The sequence below is a fragment of the Terrabacter tumescens genome, from assembly GCF_014646815.1.
GTDB classification, from domain to species: domain Bacteria; phylum Actinomycetota; class Actinomycetes; order Actinomycetales; family Dermatophilaceae; genus Terrabacter; species Terrabacter tumescens.
The window spans coordinates 467,953-491,439 of the sequence record NZ_BMNZ01000004.1 but is presented as its reverse complement, the minus strand read 5'-3'; the positions used below and the strand labels follow the sequence as shown (position 1 = coordinate 491,439).

Genomic DNA, 23,487 nt, shown 5'->3' with positions numbered 1-23,487 from the left:
GGCGCCCAGCCAAGCAGGTGTGGAACTAAGCCTGAACGAGAGTGACCGGCATCGACGAGTCCGTGGGAAGTCCGAGGTCGCTCGGCTCGCGCCCCTTGGCCACCATCTGCGCCCCGAGCGCCGCCACCATGGCCCCGTTGTCGGTGCACAGGCCCGGCCGGGGCACGCGGAGGTTCACGCCGGCCTTGTCGCACCGCTCCTGGGCGAGCGCGCGCAGGCGGGAGTTGGCCGCGACGCCGCCGCCGATGAGCAGGTGCTCGACGTCGTGCTCCTTGCAGGCGAGCAGGGCCTTGCGGGTCAGCACGTCGACGACGGCCTCCTGGAAGCTCGCCGCGACGTCGGCGACGGGCACGGTCTCGCCGGCGCGCTGACGGGTCTCGACCCACCGGGCGACGGCGGTCTTGAGGCCGGAGAAGGAGAAGTCGAAGCGGTGCCGCTCCATGTCGCGGCCGGTCGTGAGGCCGCGGGGGAAGTCGATGGCGATCCGGTTGCCCTCTCGCGCAGCGCGATCCACGTGCGGGCCACCGGGGAACGGCAGTCCGAGGACGCGCGCGACCTTGTCGAAGGCCTCGCCGGCGGCGTCGTCCATCGTCGAGCCGAGCGAGCGCACGTCGTTGGTGACGTCGGGCACGAGCAGGAGCGAGGAGTGACCGCCCGAGACGAGCATCGCCATCGTCGGCTCGGGCAGCGGGCCGTGCTCGACGATGTCGACGGCGACGTGCGAGGCGAGGTGGTTGACGCCGTAGATCGGCTTGCCGAGGGCGAGCGCGAGCGCCTTCGCCGAGGCGACGCCGACGAGGAGCGCGCCGGCCAGGCCGGGGCCGGACGTCACGGAGATGGCGTCGAGGTCGCGCAGCTGCACGCCGGCCTCCCGGCAGGCGCGCTCGATGGTGGGGACCATCGCCTCGAGGTGGGCGCGGCTCGCGACCTCGGGCACGACGCCGCCGAAGCGTGCGTGCTCCTCGACGCTGCTCGCGACCGTGTCGACGAGGAGCGTCTGCCCGCGGACGATGCCGACCCCGGTCTCGTCGCAGGACGTCTCGATGCCGAGGACGAGGGGCTCGTCGCTCATGCGTCTCCCTTCGTGACGAGCAGGCGCATCACGAGCGCGTCCACGTCGCCGGGTTGGTAGTAGCGCCGGCGGACCGAGATGACCTCGAAGCCGGCGCGGTCGTAGAGGCGCCGGGCGGCGTCGTTGTCGGCCCGCACCTCGAGGAGCACCGCCTCGACACCTCGCGCGGCGGCGCGGCGCACGAGCTCGGTGAGGAGCACGCGACCGGTGCCGCGTCCCTGGTGCCCGGGTGCGGTGGCGATGGTCATGACGTCGGCCACGTCGCCCGCGACGTCGAGACCGGCATACCCGGCGATGGTCCCGTCGGGCGTCGTCGCGACGACGTAGTCGCGGCGCGGTCGCCCGGCGAGCTCGGTCCACCACGTCGCCTCGGACCACGCGTCGTCGGCGAAGAGCTGCTGCTCGAGCTCGGCGAGGTGCGCGAGGTCGGTCCACTGGAGGTCGCGCAGCACGACCTCTCCGGGAGCGGCGGCCTCTGGCTGTGCCACGGTCATCCGAGCGTCGACTTCTTCGACGGCGGGGCGGGCGCCGCATCCGGCCGTCGGAGGTAGAGCGGCTCGAGCCCGTCGAAGCCGTGGCCGGGGTCGACCAGCTGCAGCTCGTCCGCAGGACCGGCCGGCGACTCCCGCAGCCGACGTGCCGCGAGGTCGGCGAGGACTCCCCCGCTGACGTCGCGCGGGCCGACCGCGTCGGGCAGTACGTCGGCGTAGAGCGTCGGACCGCGCCCCGCCGTGGGCAGCCCGCGCACCTCGTCAGGCAGGTCGGCGGCACGCGACACGACGGGCTCGCCGACGCGGCAGGCGCGCTCGTCCCCCAGGCTGTAGGTCGCGGCATACACCTCCTTGCGGCGGGCGTCGGTGGCGACGAGCAGGTCGCCGCGGCGCCCCTCCAGCCAGGCCTCGTGGGCGAGGGCGTCGAGGCTCGCCAGGCCGCGCACCGGCAGGCCGAGCGCGAAGGCGAAGGTGCGGCCGGTGACGATGCCGACGCGCAGGCCGGTGAAGGGTCCGGGACCGATGCCGACGACGACGTCCGTGACGTCGCCGGGCTCGGCTCCGGCCGAGGCCAGGGCCGCGCGGATGTTCGGCGCGAGGTGCTCGGCGTGCGCGCGGGCGTCGAGGGTCGTGGCCTCCGCGACGACCGAGGCGCCGTCGTGCAGGCCGACGGTGATGGCGGTCGTGGAGGTGTCGATCGCGAGCAGGAGCACGACGGTCAGGCTATCCGAGCACGAGCGGGGTCCCCGAACCCGAGGTCGTATGCCGCGTGCCCCGCCGCGAGCCGAAGCGACGTCCGCGCGTGGCCGGGTGCGTGGCCACACGGGTGGCCGAGCGTGCCGGGTGGCGTCAGCTCTCGGGCGCGACGGCGTCGAGGACGGCGTCCCAGCGCTCCCCGACCCCGACGAGGTGGGCCGTGCGGACGTCCTCGCCGGTGATGGTGAGCTCGAGGCGCTCGTCGCTCAGCTGCTCGGCGAGCCCGGCGCCCCACTCGACGACGGTCACGCTGGCGTCGAGGTCGGCGTCGAGGTCGAGGTCGTCGAGCTCGAGCGCGGAGCCGAGCCGGTAGGCGTCGACGTGGACGAGCGCCGGGCCGCCGACGAGCGACGGGTGCACGCGCGCGATGACGAACGTCGGCGAGGTGATCGGGCCGCGCACCCCGAGCCCCTCGGCGATGCCCTGGGTCAGCGTCGTCTTGCCGGCGCCGAGGTCGCCGGTGAGGACGAGCACGTCGCCGCCGCGGAGCAGGGCGCCGAGCCGGCGGCCGAAGTCCTGGGTGTCCTCGGTGGTCGCCCACCGCAGCTGCCGCTCCACGGGTCAGGCTCCCTTGGGCCGGCTGCGCTTGCCGCGGCGCGCCCGGGCGAGCTCGGCGGCCTTCGTCTGCAGGCGGCGCTGGCGGCGGTTCTTGGCGACGTCGGTGACGATGCGGCGCACGCGCGGCTGGTTGTCGACCTCGATCTGCTCGGCCCGGGCGCGGGCCGCCTGGTCGACGAGCTGGACGAGGTGGGCGTTGAGCAGGTCGGGGTGCTCGAGCATGATGACGTGCCCGGCGTCGTTGACGACGATGTGCTCGGCGCCCGGGATGCCCTCGACGATGAGCTCGCTGTGCGACGGCGGCGTCAGGATGTCGTCGCGACCGTTGAAGACGAGCACGACGGCGTGGCGGAACTCGAGCAGGGCAGGCCGCTTGTCGAAGCCGTCGAACGTCTGCAGGTAGTCGTTGACGACGTCGAGCGGCGTGCTGAGCAGGATGTCGGCGGTGTAGCGGACGACGGAGCGCGGCACCGGCGAGGCGAACGAGTTCTGCTCCACCATGAAGTGCTCGAGGTCCCGCGCCACCCGTCGGACCCGGGTGAACAGCTCGGGCCGGTGGGCCAGAGAGCCGAGCACCCCCGGGCCGAGTCGCTCGAGCATGAGGCGACCGAGGGTCGCCACCCGGCCACCGTTGGCCAGCATGAGGCCCCCCGCGCTCGTCGCGACGAAGGCGGCGCCGACGACGCGGGCGACGACGAACGCCGGGTCGTGCTCGCCGAGGGCGAGCATCGTCATGCCGCCCATGGAGTGCCCGACGAGCACGATGTCACCCTCGGGCACGACCTGGTCGATGACGGTGTGCAGGTCGTGGCCCAGACGGTCGATCGTGTAGCTGTCCTTCTCGCCGCGGCCCGAGCGACCGTGGCCGCGCTGGTCCCAGCTGACGACGCGGTAGCCGGCGTCCTTGAGGGCCCGCCGCTGGTAGACCCAGCAGCGCAGGCTGAGGCAGTAGCCGTGCGTCAGCACGACGGTGGGCAGCTCCTCCGGACGATCGTGCTGGGTCGCGCCGTCGGCGGCCTCGCGCGCGGCCGCCTGGGCAGGCCGGTCGACCTCGACGTGGAGCAGGACGCCGTCGTCGGTGACGACGACACGCTCCTCGTCGGGCGTGATGTCGAGCAGCTCGGGGGTCTCGAGGGCCTCCATGGCAGCCCGGTGCTTGCCGGCCCGGTCCGCGGCGATGCCCGCGGCGACACCGGCGGCCACGCCGAGGGTCGCTGCGGCGATGCCGATGACGGGGTTGCGACGCGGGCTCATGCGTCCTCCCCCGGCCCGCCCACGTAGAGCCGGGGCACGCGGGCGCCGAGCCTCGTGACGATCTCGTAGCTGATGGTGTCGGTGGCGTCGGCCCAGTCCTGCGCCGTGGGCTCGCCGGGCGCCCCGCCGAAGAGCGTGACGACGTCGCCTGCGCGCGCCTGCGAGCCGGGCCCGAGGTCGACGACGAACTGGTCCATGCAGACCCGTCCGGCGATCGTGGTGCGGCGGCCCTCGACGAGGAGCGGTCCGACGTTGGTCGCGTTGCGCGGCACGCCGTCGGCATATCCCGCCGGCACGAGCCCGACGACGGTGTCGACGTCGGGGACATAGGCATGGCCGTAGCTGATGCCCTGACCGGCCGGGAGCGCCTTGACGAGGGCGAGGCGGGCCCGGAGCGTCATGACGGGCCGCAGCCCGAAGTCGTCCTCGACCTGCGGCACCGGGGTCAGGCCGTACATCGCGATGCCGGGGCGCACGAGGTCGGCGTGCGCCGAGGGGTGGACGAGGGTGGCGGCGGAGTTGGCGAGGTGGCGCACCTCGGGCCGGATGCCGGCCTGCTCGGCCTCGGCGACGGCCTCGAAGAAGCGCTCCTGCTGGGCCAGCACGGTGGGGTGCTCGGGAGAGTCGGCGTGCGCGAAGTGGGTCCAGAGGCCCACCACGGTGACCGAACCGCCCTCCTCGAGCCGCCGGGCGTGCTGCACGAGCGTGGTCCAGTCGGCGCCGTAGGCACCCCCACGGCCCAGGCCCGTGTCGGCCTTGAGGTGCACTCTCGCCGTGCGCCCCAGCGAGGACGCCGCCGCGGCGATCTCGTCGAGCACCCAGGGCGCCGACGCGGAGAGGTCGATGTCGCGCTCGACGGCGCCGGCGAAGTCGGCGCCGGGGACGCTGAGCCAGGTCAGCAGCCGTGTCGTCAGGCCCGCGTCGCGCAGCGCGAAGGCCTCGCCGAACTGGGCGACGCCGACCCAGGTGGCTCCGCCGCGCACCGCGGCGCGCGCGACCTGCAGCAGCCCGTGGCCGTAGGCGTCGGCCTTGACCACGGCCATGAGCTCCGACGACGGGGCGAGGGCGCGCAGGGTACGCACGTTGGACTCCAGCGCGGCGAGGTCGATCTCGGCCCACACGGTCAGGCCGTGGGTCTGCGGCGCGGCGCTGCCCGCGGCAGCGTCACCGGACGGGTCCGTCACGGTCCGGTCGGCGTCAGAGGCGTCGATCTCGCTCATGCGTGCAGTCTCGCAGTTCGTCAGGGCTGTCCGGGAACGGGGCGTGGCGGCGGGCTTCGCCGCGGGCCGGGTCAGCTCGGGGCGGACCGTCCGCGGGCCAGCAGGTCCCGCACCGTGGGGCGTATGCCGTGTGCCACCGCGAGTGCCCGCAGCGGACCGCCGCCGGACACCCGGTCGGCCGTGACGCCGTGGACCATGGCTCCGAGGGACGCGGCGTCATGAGGCGTCAGGCCGGCCGCGAGCAGGGCTCCGATGACGCCGGAGAGCACGTCGCCGGCCCCGGCCGTGGCGAGCCACGGCGGCGCGTCGGCCTGCGAGCGCACGGGCTCACCATCGGTGACGACGAGCGTCGTCGCGCCCTTGAGGAGCACCGTGGCGCCGGTCAGGGCGACGAGGCGCCGGGCGTGCCCGAGCCGGTCGGCCTTGACGTCGTCGGCGGTGACTTCGGCGGGACGGTTGACGGAGCTTCGGGCGTCATCTGTGCTCGGGCCGGGCTCGGGAGCAGCCGAAGTTGCGTCATCGGTCCCCTGCGCAGCGGCTTCGAGGCGGGTCAGCAGGCGCGCGAGCTCACCGGCGTGCGGCGTCAGGACGGTCGGCACGTCGCGCCGGCCCTCGACGAGCGCCAGTCCCCCGGCGTCGACGACGACGGGCAGGTCGCTCGCCAGGGCTGCGCGCGCCGCGTCGAGCTGGGTGCGGGCGTCGGAGTCGTCGGCGTCCGTGTCGAGACCGGGCCCGACGACCCAGGCCTGGACGCGGCCGTCACCGACGACCGCCTCGGGGACGGCCTGGTGCACGAGCCCGACCGGGGTCGGCGTGCCGACGTAGCGGAGCATCCCGACCCCGGCCTCGGCGGCCGAGGTGGTGGTGAGCACTGCGGCGCCGGGATAGGCCTCGCTGCCGGCCACGACGCCGAGGACGCCGCGGGAGTACTTGTCGTCGCCGCTGCCGGGCACGGGCCAGAGGCCTGCGACGTCGTCCCACGTCAGGCGCTCGACAGCTGGGGGCACGTCGTCCACGTCGATGCCGATGTCGACGACGGTCAGGCGGCCGGTGGCGGCCTCGCCCGCCGGGAGCAGGTGCACGGGCTTCGGCGTGCCGAACGTGACGGTCTCGTTGGCCCAGACGGCGTCGTCCTCGCCCTCCTCGCCGGCCGGGTCGAGCCCGCTGGCAAGGTCGACCGCGATGACCCACGCGTCGTCGTCGACGGCGTCGACGAGTCGCGCGGCATCCGGACGCAGCCCGGGACGACCACCGATTCCGACGATGCCGTCGAGCACGACGTCGGCCTCCGCCACGACCTCGGCGGCGGCCGCAGCGGCGCCGGCGGCCTCGTGGACCATGACCCCGGCAGCCTCGGCGGCAGCCAGGCCGGCGGCGTGCACGCCCTCCCGACCCGACGCGGGGACCAGCACCACGGCGCAGGCGAAACCCGACTCGGCGAGGTGGGCGACGGCATACAACGTGTCACCGCCGTTGTCGCCGGCGCCGATGAGACCGACGACGGTGGTGCCGTCGGTGTCGGCGAGGCGCGCGGCGGCCACCTCGGCGAGGCCGAGCGCGGCCCGCGACATGAGCTCACCCTCGGGCAGCTGCGCCATGGCGGCTGCTTCAGCGGCCCGGACGGACTCGACGGAGTGTGCGCGGATCATCAGCCCTCCGCGATGACGACGGCCGACGCGACACCCGCGTCGTGCGACAGGGACAGGTGGAAGGAGTCGACGCCGAGGTCGTTGGCCCGGGCCAGCACCGTGCCGCCGATCTCGAGCGATGGGCGCCCGTCGTCGTTGGTCACGACCTGGGCGTCGGTCCAGTGCAGCCCGACCGGGGCGCCGAGCGACTTGGCGAGCGCCTCCTTGGCGGCGAACCGCGCCGCGAGGGAGGCGATGCCGAGGTGGCGCTCGTCGGCGGTGAAGAGACGCTCGCGCAGCGCCGGGGTGCGCTCGAGGGTCGCCTCGAAACGCTCGATGTCCACGACGTCGATCCCGACCCCGACGATCACGTCACTCGACCGTGACCGACTTGGCGAGGTTGCGCGGCTGGTCGACGTCGAGGCCCTTGGCCGTCGAGAGCCACAGGGCGAACACCTGCAGCGGCACGACCGTGAGCAGCGGCGCGAGCAGCGGCGAGGTCGCGGGCACCCGGATGACCTCGTCGGCGAACGGCACCACGGCCTCGTCGCCCTCCTCGGCGATGACGAGGGTGCGGGCGCCGCGGGCGCGGATCTCCTGGATGTTGCTGACGACCTTGCCGTGCAGGCCGTGCTCGCTCATCGGCGACGGCACGACGACGAAGACCGGCTGGCCCGGCTCGATGAGCGCGATCGGGCCGTGCTTGAGCTCGCCGGCGGCGAAGCCCTCGGCGTGGATGTAGGCGAGCTCCTTGAGCTTGAGCGCGCCCTCCATGGCGATCGGGTAGCCGACGTGGCGACCGAGGAAGAGGACCGAGCGGGTGTCGGCCATGAACTTCGCGATCTCCTTGACCCGGCCCATCTGGCCGAGGAGGGTCTCGATCTTGGCCGGGACGCCGCCCAGCTCCTTCATGACCGACTGGGCGTCGTCGGCGTAGGAGCCGCCGCGCAGCTGCGCGAGGTAGAGCCCGAGCACGTAGCAGGCGGTGATCTGGGCGAGGAACGCCTTGGTCGAGGCGACGGCGATCTCGGGGCCTGCGTGCGTGTAGAGCACGGCGTCGGACTCGCGCGGGATCGTCGAGCCGTGCGTGTTGCACACCGACACCGTGATGGCCCCGAGCTCGCGGGCGTGCTTGACGGCCATCAGGGTGTCCATCGTCTCGCCGGACTGGCTGATCGAGACGACGAGCGTGCGCTCGTTGACGATCGGGTCGCAGTAGCGGAACTCGTGCGCGAGCGCGACCTCGACGGGGATGCGCGTCCAGTGCTCGATGGCGTACTTCGCGACCATGCCGGCGTAGGCGGCCGTGCCGCAGGCGACGATGGTGATGCGGTCGACGGCATTGAGCTGCTCCTCGGAGATGCTCATCTCGTCGAGGACGAGCCGGCCCTCGGCGTCGGTGCGCCCGAGGAGCGTGTCGGCCACGGCGTGCGGCTGGTCGTGGATCTCCTTCTCCATGAACGTCGCGTAGCCGCCCTTCTCGGCGGCTGCGGCGTCCCAGGTGACCTCGTAGGCCTTGCCCTCGGCGGGCGTGCCGTCGAAGTTGATGACGGAGGCGCCGTCAGGCGTGATCGTGACGATCTGGTCCTGGGCGAGCTCGAGCGCGTGGCGGGTGTGTCCGATGAAGGCCGCGACGTCGGAGCCGAGGTAGTTGGCGTCGTCACCGAGGCCGACGACGAGCGGGCTGTTGCGTCGGGCGCCGACGACGACGCCGGGCTGGTCGGCGTGGATCGCGAGGAGCGTGAAGGCACCCTCGAGGTCGGCGACGACGGCCCGCATTGCGGCCGTCAGGTCGTGCTTGCGGTCGTAGGCCGCCGCGACGAGGTGCGCGACGACCTCGGTGTCGGTCTCGCTCGTGAACTCGACGCCGTCGGCGAGCAGGCCCTGCTTCAGGGCGTGGAAGTTCTCGATGATCCCGTTGTGGATGAGGGCGAGCTTGCCGTCCTTGCCGCCGCGGTGCGGGTGGGCGTTCTGGTCGGTCGGTCCTCCGTGGGTGGCCCAACGGGTGTGGCCGATGCCGGTCGTCGACGACGGCAGCGGGTCGGACTCGAGCTCGGCCACGAGGTTGGCGAGCTTGCCCGACTTCTTGCGGGTCTCGACGTGGTCCCCGTCGAGCAGGGCCACTCCGGCCGAGTCGTAGCCGCGGTACTCCAGGCGCGCCAGGCCCTCCATGACGACGTCGAGCGCCGTCCCGTCATCGGTCCGCCCGACGTACCCCACGATTCCACACATGAGGACCAGCCTAGGGGAACGCCTGAGGGCCCGACGCCACCCCCGGCCGTGGTGTCCGCAAGAATGTCCAGCGTGTCGCAGGCATCCAGCGAGATCGACGAGAACGGCTCCGACGGGAGCAGTGCCACCAACGGCACGGTGATCCCGTCGCCCTACGTCGAGTTCGACCGGGCCGCGTGGTCCCGGTTGCGCGAGAACCACCCGCTCAACCTCGACGACGCCGACCTCGCGCGCCTGCGCGGGCTCGGCGACCGGGTCGACCTCACCGAGGTCGAGGAGGTCTACCTCCCGCTGTCGCGCCTGCTCAACTTCTACGTCGGGGCCACGCGGCAGCTGCACCAGGTGACGAGCGACTTCCTCGGCGAGCGTCCCGCCAAGACGCCCTTCGTCATCGGCGTGGCGGGGTCGGTGGCCGTCGGCAAGTCGACGACCGCCCGCATCCTGCGCGAGATGCTGGCGCGCTGGCCCGACACCCCGCGGGTCGCGCTCGTGACGACCGACGGCTTCCTCTTCCCCAACGCCGAGCTCGAGAGCCGGGGACTGTTGCAGCGCAAGGGCTTCCCCGAGTCCTACGACCGGCGCGCGTTGCTGCGCTTCGTCGCCGAGATCAAGTCGGGGCGCGAGGAGGTCACGGCCCCCGTTTACTCCCACCTGACGTACGACATCGTCCCCGGCGAGCGCATCGTCGTGCGGCAGCCCGACGTGCTCATCGTCGAGGGCCTCAACGTGCTGCAGGCTCCCCAGGTGCACCCCGTGCGCGGCACGGGGCTCGCCGTCAGCGACTTCTTCGACTTCTCCGTCTACGTCGACGCATGGGTCGACGACGTGCGCAAGTGGTACGTCGAGCGCTTCCTGCGCCTGCGCGAGACCGCCTTCTCCGACCCGGACTCGTACTTCCACCGCTACGCCGTGCTCTCCGACGAGGAGGCGGTCGCGACCGCCAACCGGATCTGGCGCGAGATCAACGGCCCGAACCTCGTCGAGAACATCCTGCCGACGCGCTCGCGCGCGAGCCTCGTGCTGTCCAAGGGCGACAACCACGAGGTGCGCCGGGTGCGCCTGCGCAAGATCTGAACGAAGAATCCGGCCGCCAGGCCGCATTCTTCTTTCACAACCCCGTACGAGGGGGTCATAGCCTTTCGTGGGCCAGCCCGACGCATACGAAACGGCGGGCTGCGAGCCCGACAAACCGAGCGGGTGGTTTCGGGGGAACTCGGGGGCGCAGGCCGTCCACGGCCGTGAGCCCCCGAGGGTCTAGTACCAGTGCGGCGAGCGCGCCTGCCACGTCGACCAGGCGTTGCACGGGTTGCCGTAGGACATCTCGATGTACCAGAGCCCCCACTTGATCTGGGTCAGCGGGTTGGTGCGGTAGTCGGCACCGAACTGCGACATCTTGCTCGCCGGCAGGGACTGCGGGATGCCGTAGGCGCCCGAGCTCGCGTTCTCGGCGAACCATCGCCAGTCGCTCTCACCGGTCCACAGGTTGACGAGGCAGTTGTACTGCGCGTCGCTCGTCCAGCCGTGGTCGGCCATGAGGACGCGGGCGGCCGACTTGGGGTCGTCCTTGGCGTTGTCGATGGCGCGCTGGCGCTCCTTGGCGAGGGCTGCCTTGGCGGCGGCCTTGCGAGCCAGCTCGGCCTGCTTGGCGGCCTCCTGCTTCTTCTTCGCCTCGAGCTCCTTGGCCGTGCGCAGCCCGGTGGCGGCAATGGCGGTGCGGCGCTCGTTGCGCGAGACGGAGGCGGCGGCGCGGTAGGTCGTGTCGACCGTCGAGGCGCGGGCCAGCTCGTCGGTCTGGGCGACGACACCGCTGCCGACGACGAACGCGGCCGCGTCGGCGCCGATGAGGTTGGTGGCCTTGGCGTAGGCGAAGCCCGACGCGCCGAGACCCAGGGCGAGGGCGCCGGCGAGGATCGGCCGACCGACGTGTCGCTTGCGGGAGGTCTGCTTGGTGTGGCGGCTGCTGCGGCTGGGGTGCGCCGGCGCGGAGGCGGGCGTCCGGTCTGCGGAGTGCGTCCGATCGGTGCGCGGCGCCGGCTCAGCGGGCGTGGCGGCCTCAGCGGGCTCGGCGCGGTGGGCGGCCGATGGGACGACCGGTATGGCGCGGGTCGGGTCGAACGCACGCCGCGCGCCCGGGGTGACCGGACGGGCCTGCGGACGCGTCGCCGGACGGGGGCTGCGAGGGACTGCGGGGACCTCCTCGCGCCGGGCCGAGCCGGACCGCGCCGGAGAGGTGGCGGGGTTCGGGCGCGGAGCGGTCGAGGGGGCCGGAGCGTTGCGGTGCCGGCCTTCATACCGTGCCATGAACAGACGTCACGCCTTCCTGGGGTCGGGAGCTGCCCGGCGCAGAGTGTACGGGCGACCGCCCGTCGACGGCTGCGCCCGACGTGAGAACACGGTCCCGGCCGATCGCGCTCACACCCCACGGTGAGCGTTATCGTTCCGAGACCTTTCAACCTGACACAGTGCCAGCCGATCGGATCAGGAGCAAATCGGTGTCCACCGCCCAGACGCATCTCGGACGACCGGGCACGTGGCCCAGCGCACAGCGTCCCCGAGAACCGTGCTCGGGGACGCCGGTGCGCTGTGTGACTCAGGTCACATCGATCCCTTCGAGCATGTCGGTGACCAGGGCCGCGATGGGGCTGCGCTCGCTCCGGGTCAGCGTCACGTGCGCGAAGAGGGGGTGGCCCTTGAGCTTCTCGATGACCGCCGCGACGCCGTCGTGCCGGCCGACGCGGAGGTTGTCACGCTGCGCGACGTCGTGGGTGAGCACGACCTTGCTGTTCTGTCCGATACGGCTCAGCACCGTGAGGAGCACGTTGCGCTCGAGGGACTGGGCCTCGTCGACGATGACGAACGCGTCGTGCAGGGACCGGCCGCGGATGTGCGTCAGGGGAAGGACCTCGAGGAGGCCGCGGTCCATGATCTCCTCGACGACCTCGGTCGAGACGAGCGCGCTCAGGGTGTCGAAGACCGCCTGGCCCCACGGATTCATCTTCTCCGCCTCGGTGCCGGGCAGGTAGCCGAGCTCCTGGCCGCCGACGGCGAAGAGCGGCCGGAAGACGAGCACCTTGCGCTGGATCCGGCGCTCCATGACGGACTCGAGGCCCGCGCACAGGGCCAACGCGGACTTGCCCGTGCCGGCCCGGCCACCGAGGCTGAGGATGCCGACGTCGGGGTCGAGCAGCAGGTCGAGGGCGATGCGCTGCTCGGCGCTGCGACCGTGCAGGCCGAACGCGTCGCGGTCGCCGCGGACGAGCCGGATCTGCTTGTCGGCCCCGACCCGCCCCAGACCGCTTCCCCGCGGCGAGAGCAGGACGAGACCGGTGTGGCACGGCAGCTCGGCGGCGCCGGCGTGCTCGATGCGTCCGCGGTCGTAGAGCTGGTCGAGCTCCTCGCTGCTGACCTCGAGCTCCTGCATGCCGGTCCAGCCGGAGTCGATGCCCTGCTCGTGGCGGTACTCCTCCGCCTCGAGACCGCACGCCGAGGCCTTGACGCGCATCGGCAGGTCCTTGCTGACGATCGTCACGTCGGCGCCCTCGTTGGCGAGGTTGCGGGCCACGGCGAGGATCCGGGTGTCGTTGTCACCGAGCCGGAAGCCGGCCGGCAGCGAGGACGGGTCGGTGTGGTTGAGCTCGACGCGCAGGGTGCCGCCGTCGGTGCCGACGGCCACGGGCTTGTCGAGCCGACCCTCGCTGACGCGCAGGTCGTCGAGCAGGCGCAGGGCCTGGCGGGCGAAGTAGCCGAGCTCCGGGTGGTGACGCTTGCCCTCGAGCTCGGTGACGACGACGACCGGAAGGACGACCTCGTGCTCGGCGAACCGCAGCATGGCTCGCGGGTCGGACAGCAGCACCGACGTGTCGAGGACGTACGTCTTGTGCTCGGGCTCGCGCTGACGAGCCGTCGTGCGTGTGGTGGCGCGTGTGGAGGCCGCGGCCGGCTTGGTGGTGCTGGCAGTCGTGCTGGCGGGGTCCGACGTGACCTGACGGGTCGTACGTGCCATGTGCCACTCCCTACGCGGCGCGCTCAGCGCGCCTCATCGCTCCCGAGATGCCGGGCGGCCACCAGAGGGTGGCGTCGTGCCCGGCCCTCCGTCCTGAGCGATCGCTCCATGGGTAGGCCTCCTGGCAACGTCCGACGGGTGTCGGCCGTTGGATCGACGGTACGACTCGGGGGTGACAGCGGCGGGGATTGAACGCCGTCGTGTCGTCGTGTCGTCCGAGTGTTCACACGGGCGTAACGCTCCGGTCGCCGCACGGCCCCGGGCCGGCGCCGGGCCAGCCCTATCAGTGCCGTCGGGCTCAGCGCCGTCGCGACCCCGCCGCGAGCGCAGCCACGCCGACCAGCGCGGGGAAGGCGCCGAGCAGCACGATGACGACCATGGCGCCGGCATCCGTCGGGGTCTCCCCCGTGACCGCGCGCCGCAGCGCCAGCACCATGACGAGCGTGACGGCGGCGCAGACGACCACGAGCACCCAGCGCCCGACCTGCGCCGCCCGCGAGTCGTTGCCGAACGCGTCGCCGACGTTGCCACCGGCGGCCGTCGCGGCCTCGAGCGGGTCCACGCCGGGGTGACGCCGCCGCCACGCCCGCCGCGCCACGCCCATGCGGACGACCACGGCCCCGATGACGACGAACGCGAAGCCGGCCACCGACCGGGCCACCCTCGCGTCCGGACCGCCGAACACGGCATACGCCAGCGAGAACAGGCCGACGCCGCCGAGCACGGCGCCCAGCACCACGGTCGTGCGGACCCCCCACCGGGCCGAACGGCCGGGTGGGGTCTTCGAGCCAGGCGTACGGCGGCAGGTCGCTGCTCACGCCCAGGGCGAGCGACCCATGACGCGGACGTACTCGCGCTTCCAGCGCCAGCGGACGGCCGCGATGGCCATCCCGACGACGCCCAGCCCCGCGAAGATGGCGAGGATGAGGTAGGCCACGCCCATGGCTCCCTCGGCGCCCTGGTCGGCGCCCTTCTTGACCATGAAGAAGAAGACGACGCCGAGGACGGCGAAGGCGAGGAAGAAGACGAACATGAGCACCGGTTCGCGGATCTTCAGCGTCAGCAGCCCGCGCTGCTGGCTGACGTAGGAGAAGGGCTCCTTGGGCGGCGTGGCGCCGGCCGGTCCGGTGGCGCGGGGAGTCGGGGTGCTCATGCGCTGACCACCTCGGTGTAGAGAGCCGAGACCGCGGCCTGCAGGCCCTCGGCGTCGACGATCCCGCCGGTGCCGGTGCCGGGGCCGGCCACGTCGGCCAGGGCCTCGAAGCCCGAACCCGACCGCCGCACAGCGAGGTTGGAGCTGCCCTCGAGCGTCTGCACCTCGAGGAAGACGCCGGACTCGGGGTTGGCGGCGAACCGCTCCTTCACGAGCCCGGTCACGAGGGCGCCGGTCTCGCCGTTGCGCTCGCCGAGGCGGATGAACCACGAGGCGAGCTGGCGCGGCTGCATGAGCGCGATGACGGTGTCGGACTCGACGAGGATCGCGAAGTCCATCTGGCTGGCGTTCTCACCGACGAGCCCGACGCGGGTCCAGCGGGTGGCCGCGCCCACGGCGTACTCGACGAGGGCGGCGTTGGACCGGGTCTGCGCCTCGCCGTCGTCGGTCACGGTGAGCCAGCCGCGGGACGCGAGGCTGGAGGCCCCGGCGAGCAGCGCGGCGTCGTCGGCCGACCGCGGGTCGAGCATGAGCAGGCGGCGCGAGCGCTCGCCGGCGGGCGTCTCGTGGCGGGCCATCAGGTAGGCGAGCTCGGCGGCCCCCAGCCCGAAGACGTCGTCGGGCAGCTCGAAGCCCTCGAGCGGGGTGCCCTTCATCGGGTCAGCCATGGTTCTCCTCGGTCGTTCACGGTCGGTCGTTCACGGTCGGTCGTTCGCGGTCGGCGGTGTTGCGGTTGGGCGGTTCACGGTCTCAGGTCCTGGTTCCAACGATGCCGGGCGGCGCGGGATCTCGCCTCCCGGGCAGCCGGCGCCCGTCAGGATCCTGGGTCGACGGTCCGGGTCAGAAGGGCCACGCGGCGTCGGCGACGTCGCCCAGGGTGTCAGCGGCGCCGGAGGCGAAGTCACCGACCGCGTCGACCGCGTCGGACGTGAAGTCACCGACGGCGTCGGCGGCGTCCGAGGTGAAGTCGGTGATCGTGTCCCAGTTGTCGTAGACGAGCTGCCCCACGGCCATGCCGCCGGCGGCGATGCCGCACACGACGTCGACCGGAGGCGGCGTCAGCAGGGCCGCGGCTCCCAGGCCGGTCATCACCGAGTCGTAGCCGGCCCGCCCGTAGTTGCCCTCCGAGATGTCGTTGGCGACCGTGAAGCCACCGAACGCGACGCCGATCGGGCCGAGCGCCTTGCCCACGGTGCCCAGGCTGCGGGCCAGCGCCCCACCCTCCGCCAGGGACGGCAGGAAGCGGGACAGCGAGCCCCAGTTCTTCGGCGCCAGCGCCTCGCCGAACTCGGCCAGCCGGCCGGTCTTCCACGCGTTCTTGAGGTTGGCGAACACCCCGGTCGCGCTGTCCCAGCTGCCGAGGTTGGACAGGAAGTTCCTGATCTTCATGCTCGTGCCGAGCAAGCCCACGGCGGTGCCGAGCCCCTTGATCGGGCTCCAGATCGACTTGAGGAGGTCGTAGCCGGGGATGCCGTTGCCCCCACCGGGACCACCGTTGCCGCCGGCTCCCCCGGGGCCACCGCTGCCGCCGGCGCCCTGACCGCTCGTCGTGTCCTGGGCGCCCGCATTGCGGCGCAGCGCCTCGGCCAGCTTGCCGAGGTCGGTCCCGAACTGCGTCAGCTGGGCCTCCACCGGGGGCCAGCGGTTCATCAGGTGGTCGAGGTCGGCGCCGCCCCACTGGCCCTTCAGGGCGTGGACCGCACGGCTCGCGTCACTCTTGACGGTCTCGCACTCGCGCGCGTGGCCCGTGATCCGCTCCGCCGAGGCCCGCAGGGCCACCGGATCGGCACCCTTCTTGTAGATCGCCATCTGTCGTACTCCCCTGATGTCGTCGCCGCTGTCGAAAGTCCGGCCCGGTCGATGCTGGTTCCGTGCTGGTCGGGTCCTGGTCGGTGCTGGTCGGGCCGGTGCGGGCCCGGGCGTCTCGGCCCACCCGCAACCTACGCAACCGGGCCAAGCCGGACAATGGGGAGCACTCCCCTGTGTCCGCTCGGCCCGCTCGGGCCGCTCAGCCCGCTGGGTTCACTCAGCCCTCGTCCACGGTCACCCGCCGAACCGACGGTGCCGGCCGGCATACGCCCTCAGCGCGCGTAGGAAGTCGACGTGACGGAAGTCCGGCCAGTACGCCTCGCAGAAGTAGAACTCCGACGTCGCGCTCTGCCAGAGCAGGAAGCCGCCGAGCCGCTGCTCGCCCGACGTGCGGATGACGAGGTCGGGGTCGGGCTGGCCCTTGGTGTAGAGGTGCTCGGCGATGTCCTCGACGGTGAGCTCGGCGGCGATCTGCTCGATGGTCTCGCCTTCCGCGGCGCGGGCGAGCAGCAGGTCACGCACGGCGTCGGCGATCTCGCGCCGTCCGCCGTAGCCGACGGCGACGTTGACCGTCATGCCGTCGACGTCCTTGGTGCGCTCCGCGGAGGCGCTCAGGCTCGCGGCCGTCTCGGGCGGCAGCAGGTCGAGCGCGCCGACGATCTTCAGCTGCCAGTTGCCGGACTCGGCGAGGTCGGCGACCGCGGTCTCGATGATCTTCAGGAGCGGGGCGAGCTCCTCCTCGGCGCGGCGCAGGTTGTCGGTGGAGAGCAGCCAGAGCGTGACGTACTCGACGCCCGCGTCACGGCACCACTCGAGCAGCTCCTCGATCTTGTCGGCGCCGGCCTGGTGGCCACTCGCCGTGCCCGCCCCGCGGGCGCGCGCCCAGCGGCGGTTGCCGTCGAGCATAACGGCCACGTGGCGCGGAAGCGCCTCCTTGGGGAGGTCCTTGAGGACTCGACGCTCGTACGCGCCGTAGACCACATCGCGCCACCCCACGGGGCCTCCTCGTCGACTCGCTCGTGTCATCGCCGGTCAGGTCTGGGCAGCCCGGGAGAGCCGCGGTCCCACCGTACCCCCCGCCCCTCGCGCGTCCGCGGAGGTCGGCCGGAGGTCGGCCCGAGGTCGGCCGCAGGTCGACCCGACGGCTACCTACGCTTCCGTAACCTACGGTCGCGTAGGTTACACTCGCCGACATGAGCACCACTCCCGAGCCAGCCCCGCAGGCCACGTCGAGCGCTCCGGTCTCCGACCTCGTCGCGGTCGTCAAGCCCCGCCTCCGCGGCTGGCTGCACCTCGCGATGTTCCCCGTCGCCGTCATCGGCGGCCTGGTCCTCGTGCTCCTGTCCGACCCTGGAGCCGTCCGCACCGCGTCGATCGTCTTCACGATCAGCGCGGCCCTGCTCTTCGGCGTCTCGGCGGTCTACCACCGCGGCACGTGGGGCCCGAGGATGTCGGTCCTGCTCAAGCGCTTCGACCACTCGAACATCTACCTCATCATCGCCGGCACCTACACGCCGTTCGCGGTGACGCTGCTGCCCACAGACCAGGCGCGGGTGCTCCTCTCGGTCATCTGGGGCGCTGCCGTTGCGGGCGTGCTGTTCCGGGTCTTCTGGGTCAGCGCGCCGCGCTGGCTCTACACGGCGCTCTACCTCGCGCTCGGCTGGGCCGCGGTCTTCTACGTCGTGCCGTTCTGGCGGCAGGGCGGTCCGCTCATCGGCTCGCTCATCGGGCTCGGCGGCCTGCTCTACACCGCCGGCGGCATCGTCTACGGCACGAAGCGGCCCAACCCGTGGCCGCGCTGGTTCGGCTTCCACGAGGTCTTCCACGCCTTCACGCTCGGCGGCTTCCTGACGCACTTCACCGCGGTGATGCTCGCCGTGATCGGCTACCAGGCCGCCACCTGAGCATCCGCGTGACATGACGACGCCCCGGCAGGCTCTGCCGGGGCGTTCGTCGTCCGTCGATGGCGTATGCCGTGTGCCCGGGTCTCAGGGGCGCGTGGCCTCGCCGCGGGCGTCGGGGTCGTCGCCGCGCTCGGCCGGGCTGTCGGGCTCGCCCGGGGTGGTCGGCGCGGTGCTCTGGTCGGCCGGCGTGGCCGCGTCGGCACCGACGCGCCTCGAGCCGTCGACCTCGGCGTTCGCCGCGAACTCCTCGGCGCGGTCGCGGTCGCGGTAGGCCATCCGGCGCAGGCGGCTGTTCATGTTGCGCACGAGGAACCACAGCGCGAGCGCCAGCACGAAGAAGGCGATGAAGCCCCAGATGCCGGGACCGACCGGGAGGTTGCCGCCGCCGCTCATCGGGTGCCTGCCGTCGTCGAGTCGCGCTCGCTGTCGTCCTCGTCGGCGTGCGTCTCGGAGCTGTCGCCGCGGGCGCGACCGTGCTCCTTCTCGCCCTCCTCGAGCTCGGGCTCGGGCTCCTCGGTGATGCGGCCGTCGTGGACGAGCGTGAGGTCGGTGCGGGTCGCGAGCGCGTCGGCCTCTGCGGGGGTGCCGAGGCCGGCGAAGAGGTCGTCCTCGCCGTCCGCGATGGGCACGTACGACAGTGCCGCCTCGAACTCCTCGACGCCCCAGACGCGCCGCTGGATCTCGAGCGGCACCTGGAACCAGAAGCCGTCCGGGTCGACCTGCGTGGCGTGCGCCAGGAGCGCGCGGTCACGCGTCTCGAAGTGCTCACCGCACGCGATCGTCGTGGTCGGGCGCCCCGAACGGCGCGGCTTCCAGTTGGCCAGCCACTCGGCATACGGGCTCTCGAGTCCCTCGGCGAGCATGGCGTCGTGGATCGCCTCGAGGCGAACCTTCGACCATCCGCCGTTGTAGTAGATCTTGAGCGGCTGCCACGGCTCGCCGGCGTGCGGGTAGCGCGTCGGGTCGCCGGCCGCCTCGAAGGCCGCCATCGACACCGTGTGGCACATGATGTGGTCGGGGTGCGGGTAGCCACCCTTCTCGTCGTACGTCGTCATGACGTGCGGGCGCCACGTGCGGATGACCCGCACGAGCGCCTCGGTGGTGACGTCGATGTCCTCGAGCGCGAAGCAGCCGTCGGGCAGCGGCGGCAGAGGGTCGCCCTCGGGCAGGCCGGAGTCGACGAAGCCGAGCCACGTGTGCTCGCACCCGAGCACGTCCTGCGCGGCCTTCATCTCGTCACGGCGCACCTGCGCGATGTCGCGCAGGATGTGCGGGTCACCCTTGAGCTTCTCGTTGAGGATGTCCCCGCGCTCGCCGCCCGTGCAGGAGACGACCATGACGGACGCGCCGTCGGCGACGTACTTGGCCGTCGTCGCGGCCCCCTTGCTCGACTCGTCGTCGGGGTGCGCGTGCACCGCCATCAAACGCATGCCCTCGGCCACGTGGCTCCCTGTTCGTCTGCAGTGTCGGTGGGGGGGGTGCGGGTGGCTCGTCGTGCTGATCGTGCTCGTCGTGCCTCCCGGCGCCCGGGTCGGTGCGGCTCCCGCTGCGTCATGGGAGACACTGGACCCGCTCTCCATCCTCTCACTCCCCCGCGCCCCACCATGCACGGGCTCGAACCGCCAGGACCTCGTATGCCGTCCCGCCAGACCCTGCCCCGCCCCGCCCCCGGCCAGCTGAAGTGGTGGGTTGTCGGCACGGTCGGCATCCTCGCGGGCGTCGGCCTCGCCATCTGGTTCGGGCTGTCGTCGACGCTGGGCCAGCCGAGCTGGCAGACGCTCGGCTACAAGGTGGTCAGCGACCAGCAGGTGCGTGTCGACTTCGAGGTCACCCGACCGGGCGGCCGGGCCATGACGTGCACGATCGAGGCCCTGGCGCGCGACTTCGCCCCCGTCGGCACGAGCACCGTCCAGGTGGCGGCGAGCGCCGAGGAGACCACGACCGAGTCGGCGATGCTGCGCACGACGTCGCGGGCCGTGACAGGGCAGGTCAAGACCTGCTCCTGAGCGGCGGGAAACGCGGCCGAATGCGGCGTGAACTGCATCTTTGCTGCTCATTTTGTTATCCTGAATGCTTCATCCAGGGTCCGGACCCGTCGCCGACCGGCACATGCGTTGTCGACAACCCCGTTCGGGCCCTTTCTTTTGTGCAGGCGCCCACGCGAGCACCGCGTGGGCGCTGTTCATCCAAGGAGTGACAACCGTGACCGAGACTGCCGCTGGCTTCCTGACCCAGGAGGCCCATGACCGCCTCAAGGCGGAGCTGGACCAGCTCACGGGCGAAGGTCGCCTCGAGATCGCGCGCAAGATCGAGGAGGCCCGCGAGGAGGGCGACCTCAAGGAGAACGGCGGCTACCACGCCGCCCGCGAGGAGCAGGGCAAGATGGAGGCCCGCATCCGCCAGCTCACCGAGCTGCTCCAGAACGCGACGATCGGCGAGACGCCCCCCGACGACGGTGTCGTCGAGCCCGGCATGCTCGTGACGGTCGAGATCTTCGGCGACGAGGAGACCTTCCTGCTCGGCAACCGCGAGATCGCCGACGGCTCCGACCTGCAGGTCTTCTCGGAGAAGTCGGCCATGGGCGCTGCCATCAACGGCAAGAGCGTCGGCGACAGCACGAGCTACGAGGCCCCGAACGGCAAGACCATCGGGGTCAAGATCCTGGCCGCGAAGCCCTACACCGGCTGACGGCCACACCCGTCTGACCCGAACGGGCCGGTTCCCCAAAAGGGGACCGGCCCGTTCGCCATCTCCCCAAAACCCTCAACCGTCGAGTGGCCAATGTTTGCGGGTTCCCCAGCGTCGAGTGGCCAATGTTTGCGGGTCCCCCACCGTCGAGTGGCCAAGGTTGCAGGTGCGCACACGCTAGGACCGTCGACGACGAGGCCTAGCGAACTGCGCGGGCGCGAAGAACTGCGGTGCAGCGGACATGACATCGAGCAGATGAGGGTTGACCCCGAGAAAACCTGCGAGCTCTCGCAGCTTCGCAGCACGGGCGTCGTGCTCGAAGACGTCGGTCGAGACGATCTCGACGACGGCCCAGTCGCCTCGCTCGACCCGGTCGCGTCGAAGGCCGTCGTGGACGCGATCCCGCAGTCGGGTGTGGAACTCGACGCCGAGGAACTCGCCGACGACACGCTGCTCCTCCCAGACCAGGTCGCCGAAACCGAGCCAGTCGCCCGAACGGCTCACAACAGGCGCATTGAGCTTCGGCTCGGGCAGCCCGGCCCTCATGACCATGAGACGACTGCGGGTTTCCATGGGTGACCATGAGCCCATCCGGACACGCGGGAGCGCAAACGTCAGGGTCACCTTCCCGCGGGGCCTGACTCTGGACTCGATGGCCCTCTTGAGCGGAGCGAGCTCGCCGAGCAGATTTGCCGCCGAATCGCCCGCCACGATCAGGTCGTCCAGCCCAACGGGCAGCCCAGCGCCGACGTACTCCCCCAGGTCCGCCCAGGTGTCGGCGGGCCCCACGACGGGCAGCCCGTGCACCTCGACCACACGGCGCGACTCCAACCCGCGGTGACCCCGCACCTCGCCGCGTCGAATGCGGTTGGCGGCGGTGCACGTGACGATATGGATGTCCGGGTCCTCCTCCAACGCATACGGCAAGGGGATGCCGAGGAGCCGAGCGGCCGTGGCGTGGGCGAAAGCGAACTCCTGCGGCGCCACGGCGGCGAATGCAGCTGCCCGCTCCCGCAGGTTCATCGGGATCTCGGCGGTCCTGACACCAGGCGTGGGTGTCCAGAGGTCACCCGCCCTGAGACGAGAGGGCGTCACTCCTCTCGCGAGGGCGTCCTGCGTGCGGAACGGCCGCAGGAGCAGGTCGGGCGGGAGTGCCTGGGATTCCATGGGCCGACGCTTCCGCCTGCAAGCACGGTGCGCCATGCGCTTGACGAGCCTGTGGGTCACGCCGTGCCCCGGCATAGGGATGTGGACAACGCCCAGACAGGTCGCGGACGTTGGCCTCTCGACGAGCAAAGACCCACGAACTTTGGCCTTTCGACGGGTGAGGACCCGCGAACTTTGGCCTTTCGACGGTTAGAGGAGGTGAGTGGCGATCGTCTCGGCGAGGTGCCGGTGCCCGGGGTCGGTGGCCAGGAGGCCGATGGCGAAGAGGAGGTATGCCGTGTCGACCGTCGCGCGGGCCGCGCGCGGCACCTTCCAGCCGCCCGCGTGGTCGGCGAGGACGGCCCCCAGCACGTGGTCCCGACCGAGGGCGTCGCTGTGCCGCAGCACTCCCCCGGAGCCGACGAGGGCCACGACGTTGGCGAGCGGCCGCGCCGACTCGGTGGGCTGCGCCGGGCGGGCGTGACGCCGCACCGCGACGAGCGCCGCGAGCCGGGCCAGCTCGAGGTCGTGCGACCGCTCGAGCTCGTCGACGGGCAGCGAGCCGGGCCGCTCGTGGACGCGCGCGGCATACGCCCTCAGCGCGTCGGGGTCGGGCACCGAGGCGAGCAGGTGCTCGGACTCCGCCGCCTCGAGGACGTGCTCGGCGTTCCACCGCATGCCGAGGTCGCCCTCGACGGTGCGGGCGTGCCAGAGGGGCGCGACGACGTCCTTGCGCAGGACGGCGTCCTCGCCCTCGGGCGTCAGGCACGAGTAGACGTCGGTCGTCGCGCCGCCGACGTCGACGACCACGACGTCACCGTCGGTCACCGAGGCGAGCACCTCGACACCGCCCAGGACGACGTCGGGGGTGGCCGCCTCGACCATCGCGGCGAACGCCGGGTCGCGCGACAGCCCCTTGCCGCCGATGACGTGCCGGAGGAACGCCTCGCGGATCGCGGCCCGCGCCGACTCCGGCGCGATGACGCCGATCTGCGGCAGCACGTTGTCGGCGAGGACGGTCGGCCGGCCGGTCGTCGCGAGCAGCGCCGCCGCCTCGTCGCGGGCGTCGACGTTGCCGGCGACGACGATCGGCACGGCGTGCGCACCGTGACCCCCGATGGCGCCCTTGGCCAACCGGGCGGCGTTGTGCAGCAGCACGTTGCGGTTGCCGCCGTCGGTGCCCCCCACGAGCAGGACCAGGTCGGGGCGCGCGGCGCGGACGGCCGCGACGTCGGCGGTCGTCAGCTCCCCCGCCGCCACGTGGACGACCTTGGCCCCCGCCGAGAGGCCCACGCGGTGCCCGGCCTGGGCCGTGACGGTGCGCTCGTAGCCGACGACCGCGAGCCGCAACCCGCCACCCGCGCTCGAGCAGGCCCGCACGACGGCGTCGTCCGGGACCTCGAGCGCGGACCGCAACGTCCGGTAGCCGTCGAGGATGTCGCCGCGCCCCTGGGTGCCCGTCGTCGGCGTCGACGCCGTGCCGAGCACGGCGCCGTCGTCGCCGATGAGGGCGCCCTTGGTGAAGGTCGACCCGAAGTCGACGGCGAGGATCGTCATGGGCAGCCGGAAGGAG

Annotated in this window: 24 protein-coding genes; 4 read left to right on the top strand and 20 right to left on the bottom strand. The window is 72.4% G+C overall.

Annotated elements, in window-relative coordinates:
- Window positions 1-25 precede the first annotated feature (25 nt).
- From tsaD to glmS, 9 genes are all read right to left on the bottom strand, one after another.
- Window positions 26-1,072: a tRNA (adenosine(37)-N6)-threonylcarbamoyltransferase complex transferase subunit TsaD gene (gene tsaD, locus IEY30_RS12670; protein ID WP_030196666.1), complete on the bottom strand. Its 1,047-nt coding sequence runs from the start codon at window positions 1,070-1,072 to the stop codon at window positions 26-28.
- Window positions 1,069-1,566 carry a ribosomal protein S18-alanine N-acetyltransferase gene (rimI, locus tag IEY30_RS12665; RefSeq protein WP_030196664.1) on the bottom strand — a complete coding sequence of 166 codons (498 nt, stop codon included), beginning with the start codon at window positions 1,564-1,566 and terminating at the stop codon, window positions 1,069-1,071. The genes tsaD and rimI overlap by 4 nt, the downstream gene beginning before the upstream one ends.
- Window positions 1,563-2,276, bottom strand: a complete 714-nt coding sequence (gene tsaB, locus IEY30_RS12660) for a tRNA (adenosine(37)-N6)-threonylcarbamoyltransferase complex dimerization subunit type 1 TsaB (protein WP_030196657.1) — start codon at window positions 2,274-2,276, stop codon at window positions 1,563-1,565. The genes rimI and tsaB overlap by 4 nt, the downstream gene beginning before the upstream one ends.
- Window positions 2,277-2,412: 136 nt before the next feature.
- Window positions 2,413-2,877, bottom strand: a complete 465-nt coding sequence (gene tsaE, locus IEY30_RS12655; RefSeq protein ID WP_030196655.1) for a tRNA (adenosine(37)-N6)-threonylcarbamoyltransferase complex ATPase subunit type 1 TsaE — start codon at window positions 2,875-2,877, stop codon at window positions 2,413-2,415.
- Between the two features lie 3 nt (window positions 2,878-2,880).
- Window positions 2,881-4,131, bottom strand: coding sequence for an alpha/beta fold hydrolase (locus IEY30_RS12650; RefSeq protein ID WP_043416509.1), 1,251 nt, complete (start codon window positions 4,129-4,131; stop codon window positions 2,881-2,883).
- The gene (gene alr, locus IEY30_RS12645; RefSeq protein ID WP_030196649.1) at window positions 4,128-5,351 is read right to left on the bottom strand and encodes an alanine racemase; all 1,224 of its coding nucleotides are present in this window, start codon (window positions 5,349-5,351) and stop codon (window positions 4,128-4,130) included. Before alr ends, IEY30_RS12650 begins: the two co-directional genes overlap by 4 nt.
- A gap of 71 nt (window positions 5,352-5,422) precedes the next feature.
- Window positions 5,423-7,000, bottom strand: coding sequence for a bifunctional ADP-dependent NAD(P)H-hydrate dehydratase/NAD(P)H-hydrate epimerase (locus IEY30_RS12640; RefSeq protein WP_030196647.1), 1,578 nt, complete (start codon window positions 6,998-7,000; stop codon window positions 5,423-5,425).
- The gene (locus IEY30_RS12635) at window positions 7,000-7,350 is read right to left on the bottom strand and encodes a holo-ACP synthase (protein ID WP_030196644.1); all 351 of its coding nucleotides are present in this window, start codon (window positions 7,348-7,350) and stop codon (window positions 7,000-7,002) included. The genes IEY30_RS12640 and IEY30_RS12635 overlap by 1 nt, the downstream gene beginning before the upstream one ends.
- A gap of 1 nt (window position 7,351) precedes the next feature.
- Window positions 7,352-9,211 (bottom strand): glutamine--fructose-6-phosphate transaminase (isomerizing), encoded by a 1,860-nt coding sequence (gene glmS, locus IEY30_RS12630; RefSeq protein WP_030196641.1) that lies wholly within the window; start codon window positions 9,209-9,211, stop codon window positions 7,352-7,354.
- A 63-nt stretch (window positions 9,212-9,274) separates the two neighbouring features.
- Here glmS and coaA point away from each other — a divergent pair, with 63 nt between their 5' ends.
- Window positions 9,275-10,285, top strand: a complete 1,011-nt coding sequence (coaA, locus tag IEY30_RS12625) for a type I pantothenate kinase (RefSeq protein WP_081920415.1) — start codon at window positions 9,275-9,277, stop codon at window positions 10,283-10,285.
- Between the two features lie 180 nt (window positions 10,286-10,465).
- Here the strand turns inward: coaA and IEY30_RS12620 are convergent, their stop codons facing one another.
- The 7 genes from IEY30_RS12620 to IEY30_RS12590 form a co-directional block, all read right to left on the bottom strand.
- Window positions 10,466-11,512: an aggregation-promoting factor C-terminal-like domain-containing protein gene (locus IEY30_RS12620; RefSeq protein ID WP_030196632.1), complete on the bottom strand. Its 1,047-nt coding sequence runs from the start codon at window positions 11,510-11,512 to the stop codon at window positions 10,466-10,468.
- 289 nt (window positions 11,513-11,801) lie between these two features.
- The gene (phoH2, locus tag IEY30_RS12615) at window positions 11,802-13,040 is read right to left on the bottom strand and encodes an RNA 5'-3' helicase PhoH2 (RefSeq protein ID WP_229674993.1); all 1,239 of its coding nucleotides are present in this window, start codon (window positions 13,038-13,040) and stop codon (window positions 11,802-11,804) included.
- A 472-nt stretch (window positions 13,041-13,512) separates the two neighbouring features.
- Complete coding sequence (locus IEY30_RS12610) at window positions 13,513-13,953, bottom strand: hypothetical protein (RefSeq protein ID WP_156035198.1); 441 nt, start codon at window positions 13,951-13,953, stop codon at window positions 13,513-13,515.
- Window positions 13,954-14,028: 75 nt separating this feature from the next.
- Window positions 14,029-14,367, bottom strand: coding sequence for a hypothetical protein (locus IEY30_RS12605; protein WP_030196613.1), 339 nt, complete (start codon window positions 14,365-14,367; stop codon window positions 14,029-14,031).
- Entirely contained in the window at window positions 14,364-15,035 is a 672-nt protein-coding gene (locus IEY30_RS12600; protein ID WP_156035196.1) for a hypothetical protein, read from the bottom strand. The genes IEY30_RS12605 and IEY30_RS12600 overlap by 4 nt, the downstream gene beginning before the upstream one ends.
- Before the next feature lie 172 nt (window positions 15,036-15,207).
- Window positions 15,208-16,176 (bottom strand): WXG100 family type VII secretion target, encoded by a 969-nt coding sequence (locus IEY30_RS12595; protein WP_030196604.1) that lies wholly within the window; start codon window positions 16,174-16,176, stop codon window positions 15,208-15,210.
- Window positions 16,177-16,410: 234 nt separating this feature from the next.
- Entirely contained in the window at window positions 16,411-17,202 is a 792-nt protein-coding gene (locus IEY30_RS12590) for an isoprenyl transferase (protein WP_052358438.1), read from the bottom strand.
- Window positions 17,203-17,369: 167 nt separating this feature from the next.
- On the opposite strand from IEY30_RS12590, the gene trhA reads away from it, so the two are divergent.
- Window positions 17,370-18,080, top strand: coding sequence for a PAQR family membrane homeostasis protein TrhA (gene trhA / locus IEY30_RS12585; RefSeq protein WP_030196597.1), 711 nt, complete (start codon window positions 17,370-17,372; stop codon window positions 18,078-18,080).
- An 84-nt stretch (window positions 18,081-18,164) separates the two neighbouring features.
- Here trhA and IEY30_RS12580 read toward each other — a convergent pair whose 3' ends face one another.
- Both IEY30_RS12580 and mca read right to left on the bottom strand, forming a co-directional pair.
- On the bottom strand, window positions 18,165-18,473 hold the full coding sequence (locus IEY30_RS12580; protein WP_043416505.1) for a hypothetical protein: 309 nt from the start codon (window positions 18,471-18,473) through the stop codon (window positions 18,165-18,167).
- Window positions 18,470-19,522, bottom strand: coding sequence for a mycothiol conjugate amidase Mca (gene mca, locus IEY30_RS12575; protein WP_188960137.1), 1,053 nt, complete (start codon window positions 19,520-19,522; stop codon window positions 18,470-18,472). Before mca ends, IEY30_RS12580 begins: the two co-directional genes overlap by 4 nt.
- A 192-nt stretch (window positions 19,523-19,714) precedes the next feature.
- On the opposite strand from mca, the gene IEY30_RS12570 reads away from it, so the two are divergent.
- Window positions 19,715-20,086 (top strand): DUF4307 domain-containing protein, encoded by a 372-nt coding sequence (locus IEY30_RS12570; protein WP_030196591.1) that lies wholly within the window; start codon window positions 19,715-19,717, stop codon window positions 20,084-20,086.
- Between the two features lie 196 nt (window positions 20,087-20,282).
- Complete coding sequence (gene greA / locus IEY30_RS12565; protein ID WP_030196589.1) at window positions 20,283-20,768, top strand: transcription elongation factor GreA; 486 nt, start codon at window positions 20,283-20,285, stop codon at window positions 20,766-20,768.
- Window positions 20,769-20,945: 177 nt separating this feature from the next.
- Here greA and IEY30_RS12560 read toward each other — a convergent pair whose 3' ends face one another.
- A complete protein-coding gene (locus IEY30_RS12560; RefSeq protein WP_156035194.1) occupies window positions 20,946-21,791 on the bottom strand; it encodes a hypothetical protein in 846 nt (281 codons plus the stop codon).
- Between the two features lie 333 nt (window positions 21,792-22,124).
- On the bottom strand, window positions 22,125-23,471 hold the full coding sequence (locus IEY30_RS12555; protein WP_030196583.1) for a glutamate mutase L: 1,347 nt from the start codon (window positions 23,469-23,471) through the stop codon (window positions 22,125-22,127).
- Window positions 23,472-23,487: the final 16 nt, after the last annotated feature.

Bases quoted from the DNA above. Each gene is read 5' to 3' on its own strand.
- IEY30_RS12640 (WP_030196647.1), bottom strand. From the start codon at position 7,000: ATGATCCGCGCACACTCCGTCGAGTCCGTCCGGGCCGCTGAAGCAGCC.
- alr (WP_030196649.1), bottom strand. From the start codon at position 5,351: ATGAGCGAGATCGACGCCTCTGACGCCGACCGGACCGTGACGGACCCG.
- IEY30_RS12560 (WP_156035194.1), bottom strand. From the start codon at position 21,791: ATGAACCTGCGGGAGCGGGCAGCTGCATTCGCCGCCGTGGCGCCGCAG.
- IEY30_RS12590 (WP_052358438.1), bottom strand. From the start codon at position 17,202: ATGACACGAGCGAGTCGACGAGGAGGCCCCGTGGGGTGGCGCGATGTG.
- IEY30_RS12555 (WP_030196583.1), bottom strand. From the start codon at position 23,471: ATGACGATCCTCGCCGTCGACTTCGGGTCGACCTTCACCAAGGGCGCC.
- glmS (WP_030196641.1), bottom strand. From the start codon at position 9,211: ATGTGTGGAATCGTGGGGTACGTCGGGCGGACCGATGACGGGACGGCG.
- IEY30_RS12605 (WP_030196613.1), bottom strand. From the start codon at position 14,367: ATGAGCACCCCGACTCCCCGCGCCACCGGACCGGCCGGCGCCACGCCG.
- trhA (WP_030196597.1), top strand. From the start codon at position 17,370: ATGAGCACCACTCCCGAGCCAGCCCCGCAGGCCACGTCGAGCGCTCCG.
- tsaD (WP_030196666.1), bottom strand. From the start codon at position 1,072: ATGAGCGACGAGCCCCTCGTCCTCGGCATCGAGACGTCCTGCGACGAG.
- phoH2 (WP_229674993.1), bottom strand. From the start codon at position 13,040: ATGCTGCGGTTCGCCGAGCACGAGGTCGTCCTTCCGGTCGTCGTCGTC.
- IEY30_RS12580 (WP_043416505.1), bottom strand. From the start codon at position 18,473: ATGAGCGGCGGCGGCAACCTCCCGGTCGGTCCCGGCATCTGGGGCTTC.
- coaA (WP_081920415.1), top strand. From the start codon at position 9,275: ATGTCCAGCGTGTCGCAGGCATCCAGCGAGATCGACGAGAACGGCTCC.
- IEY30_RS12570 (WP_030196591.1), top strand. From the start codon at position 19,715: ATGCCGTCCCGCCAGACCCTGCCCCGCCCCGCCCCCGGCCAGCTGAAG.
- IEY30_RS12650 (WP_043416509.1), bottom strand. From the start codon at position 4,131: ATGAGCCCGCGTCGCAACCCCGTCATCGGCATCGCCGCAGCGACCCTC.
- IEY30_RS12595 (WP_030196604.1), bottom strand. From the start codon at position 16,176: ATGGCGATCTACAAGAAGGGTGCCGATCCGGTGGCCCTGCGGGCCTCG.
- IEY30_RS12620 (WP_030196632.1), bottom strand. From the start codon at position 11,512: ATGGCACGGTATGAAGGCCGGCACCGCAACGCTCCGGCCCCCTCGACC.
- IEY30_RS12600 (WP_156035196.1), bottom strand. From the start codon at position 15,035: ATGGCTGACCCGATGAAGGGCACCCCGCTCGAGGGCTTCGAGCTGCCC.
- rimI (WP_030196664.1), bottom strand. From the start codon at position 1,566: ATGACCGTGGCACAGCCAGAGGCCGCCGCTCCCGGAGAGGTCGTGCTG.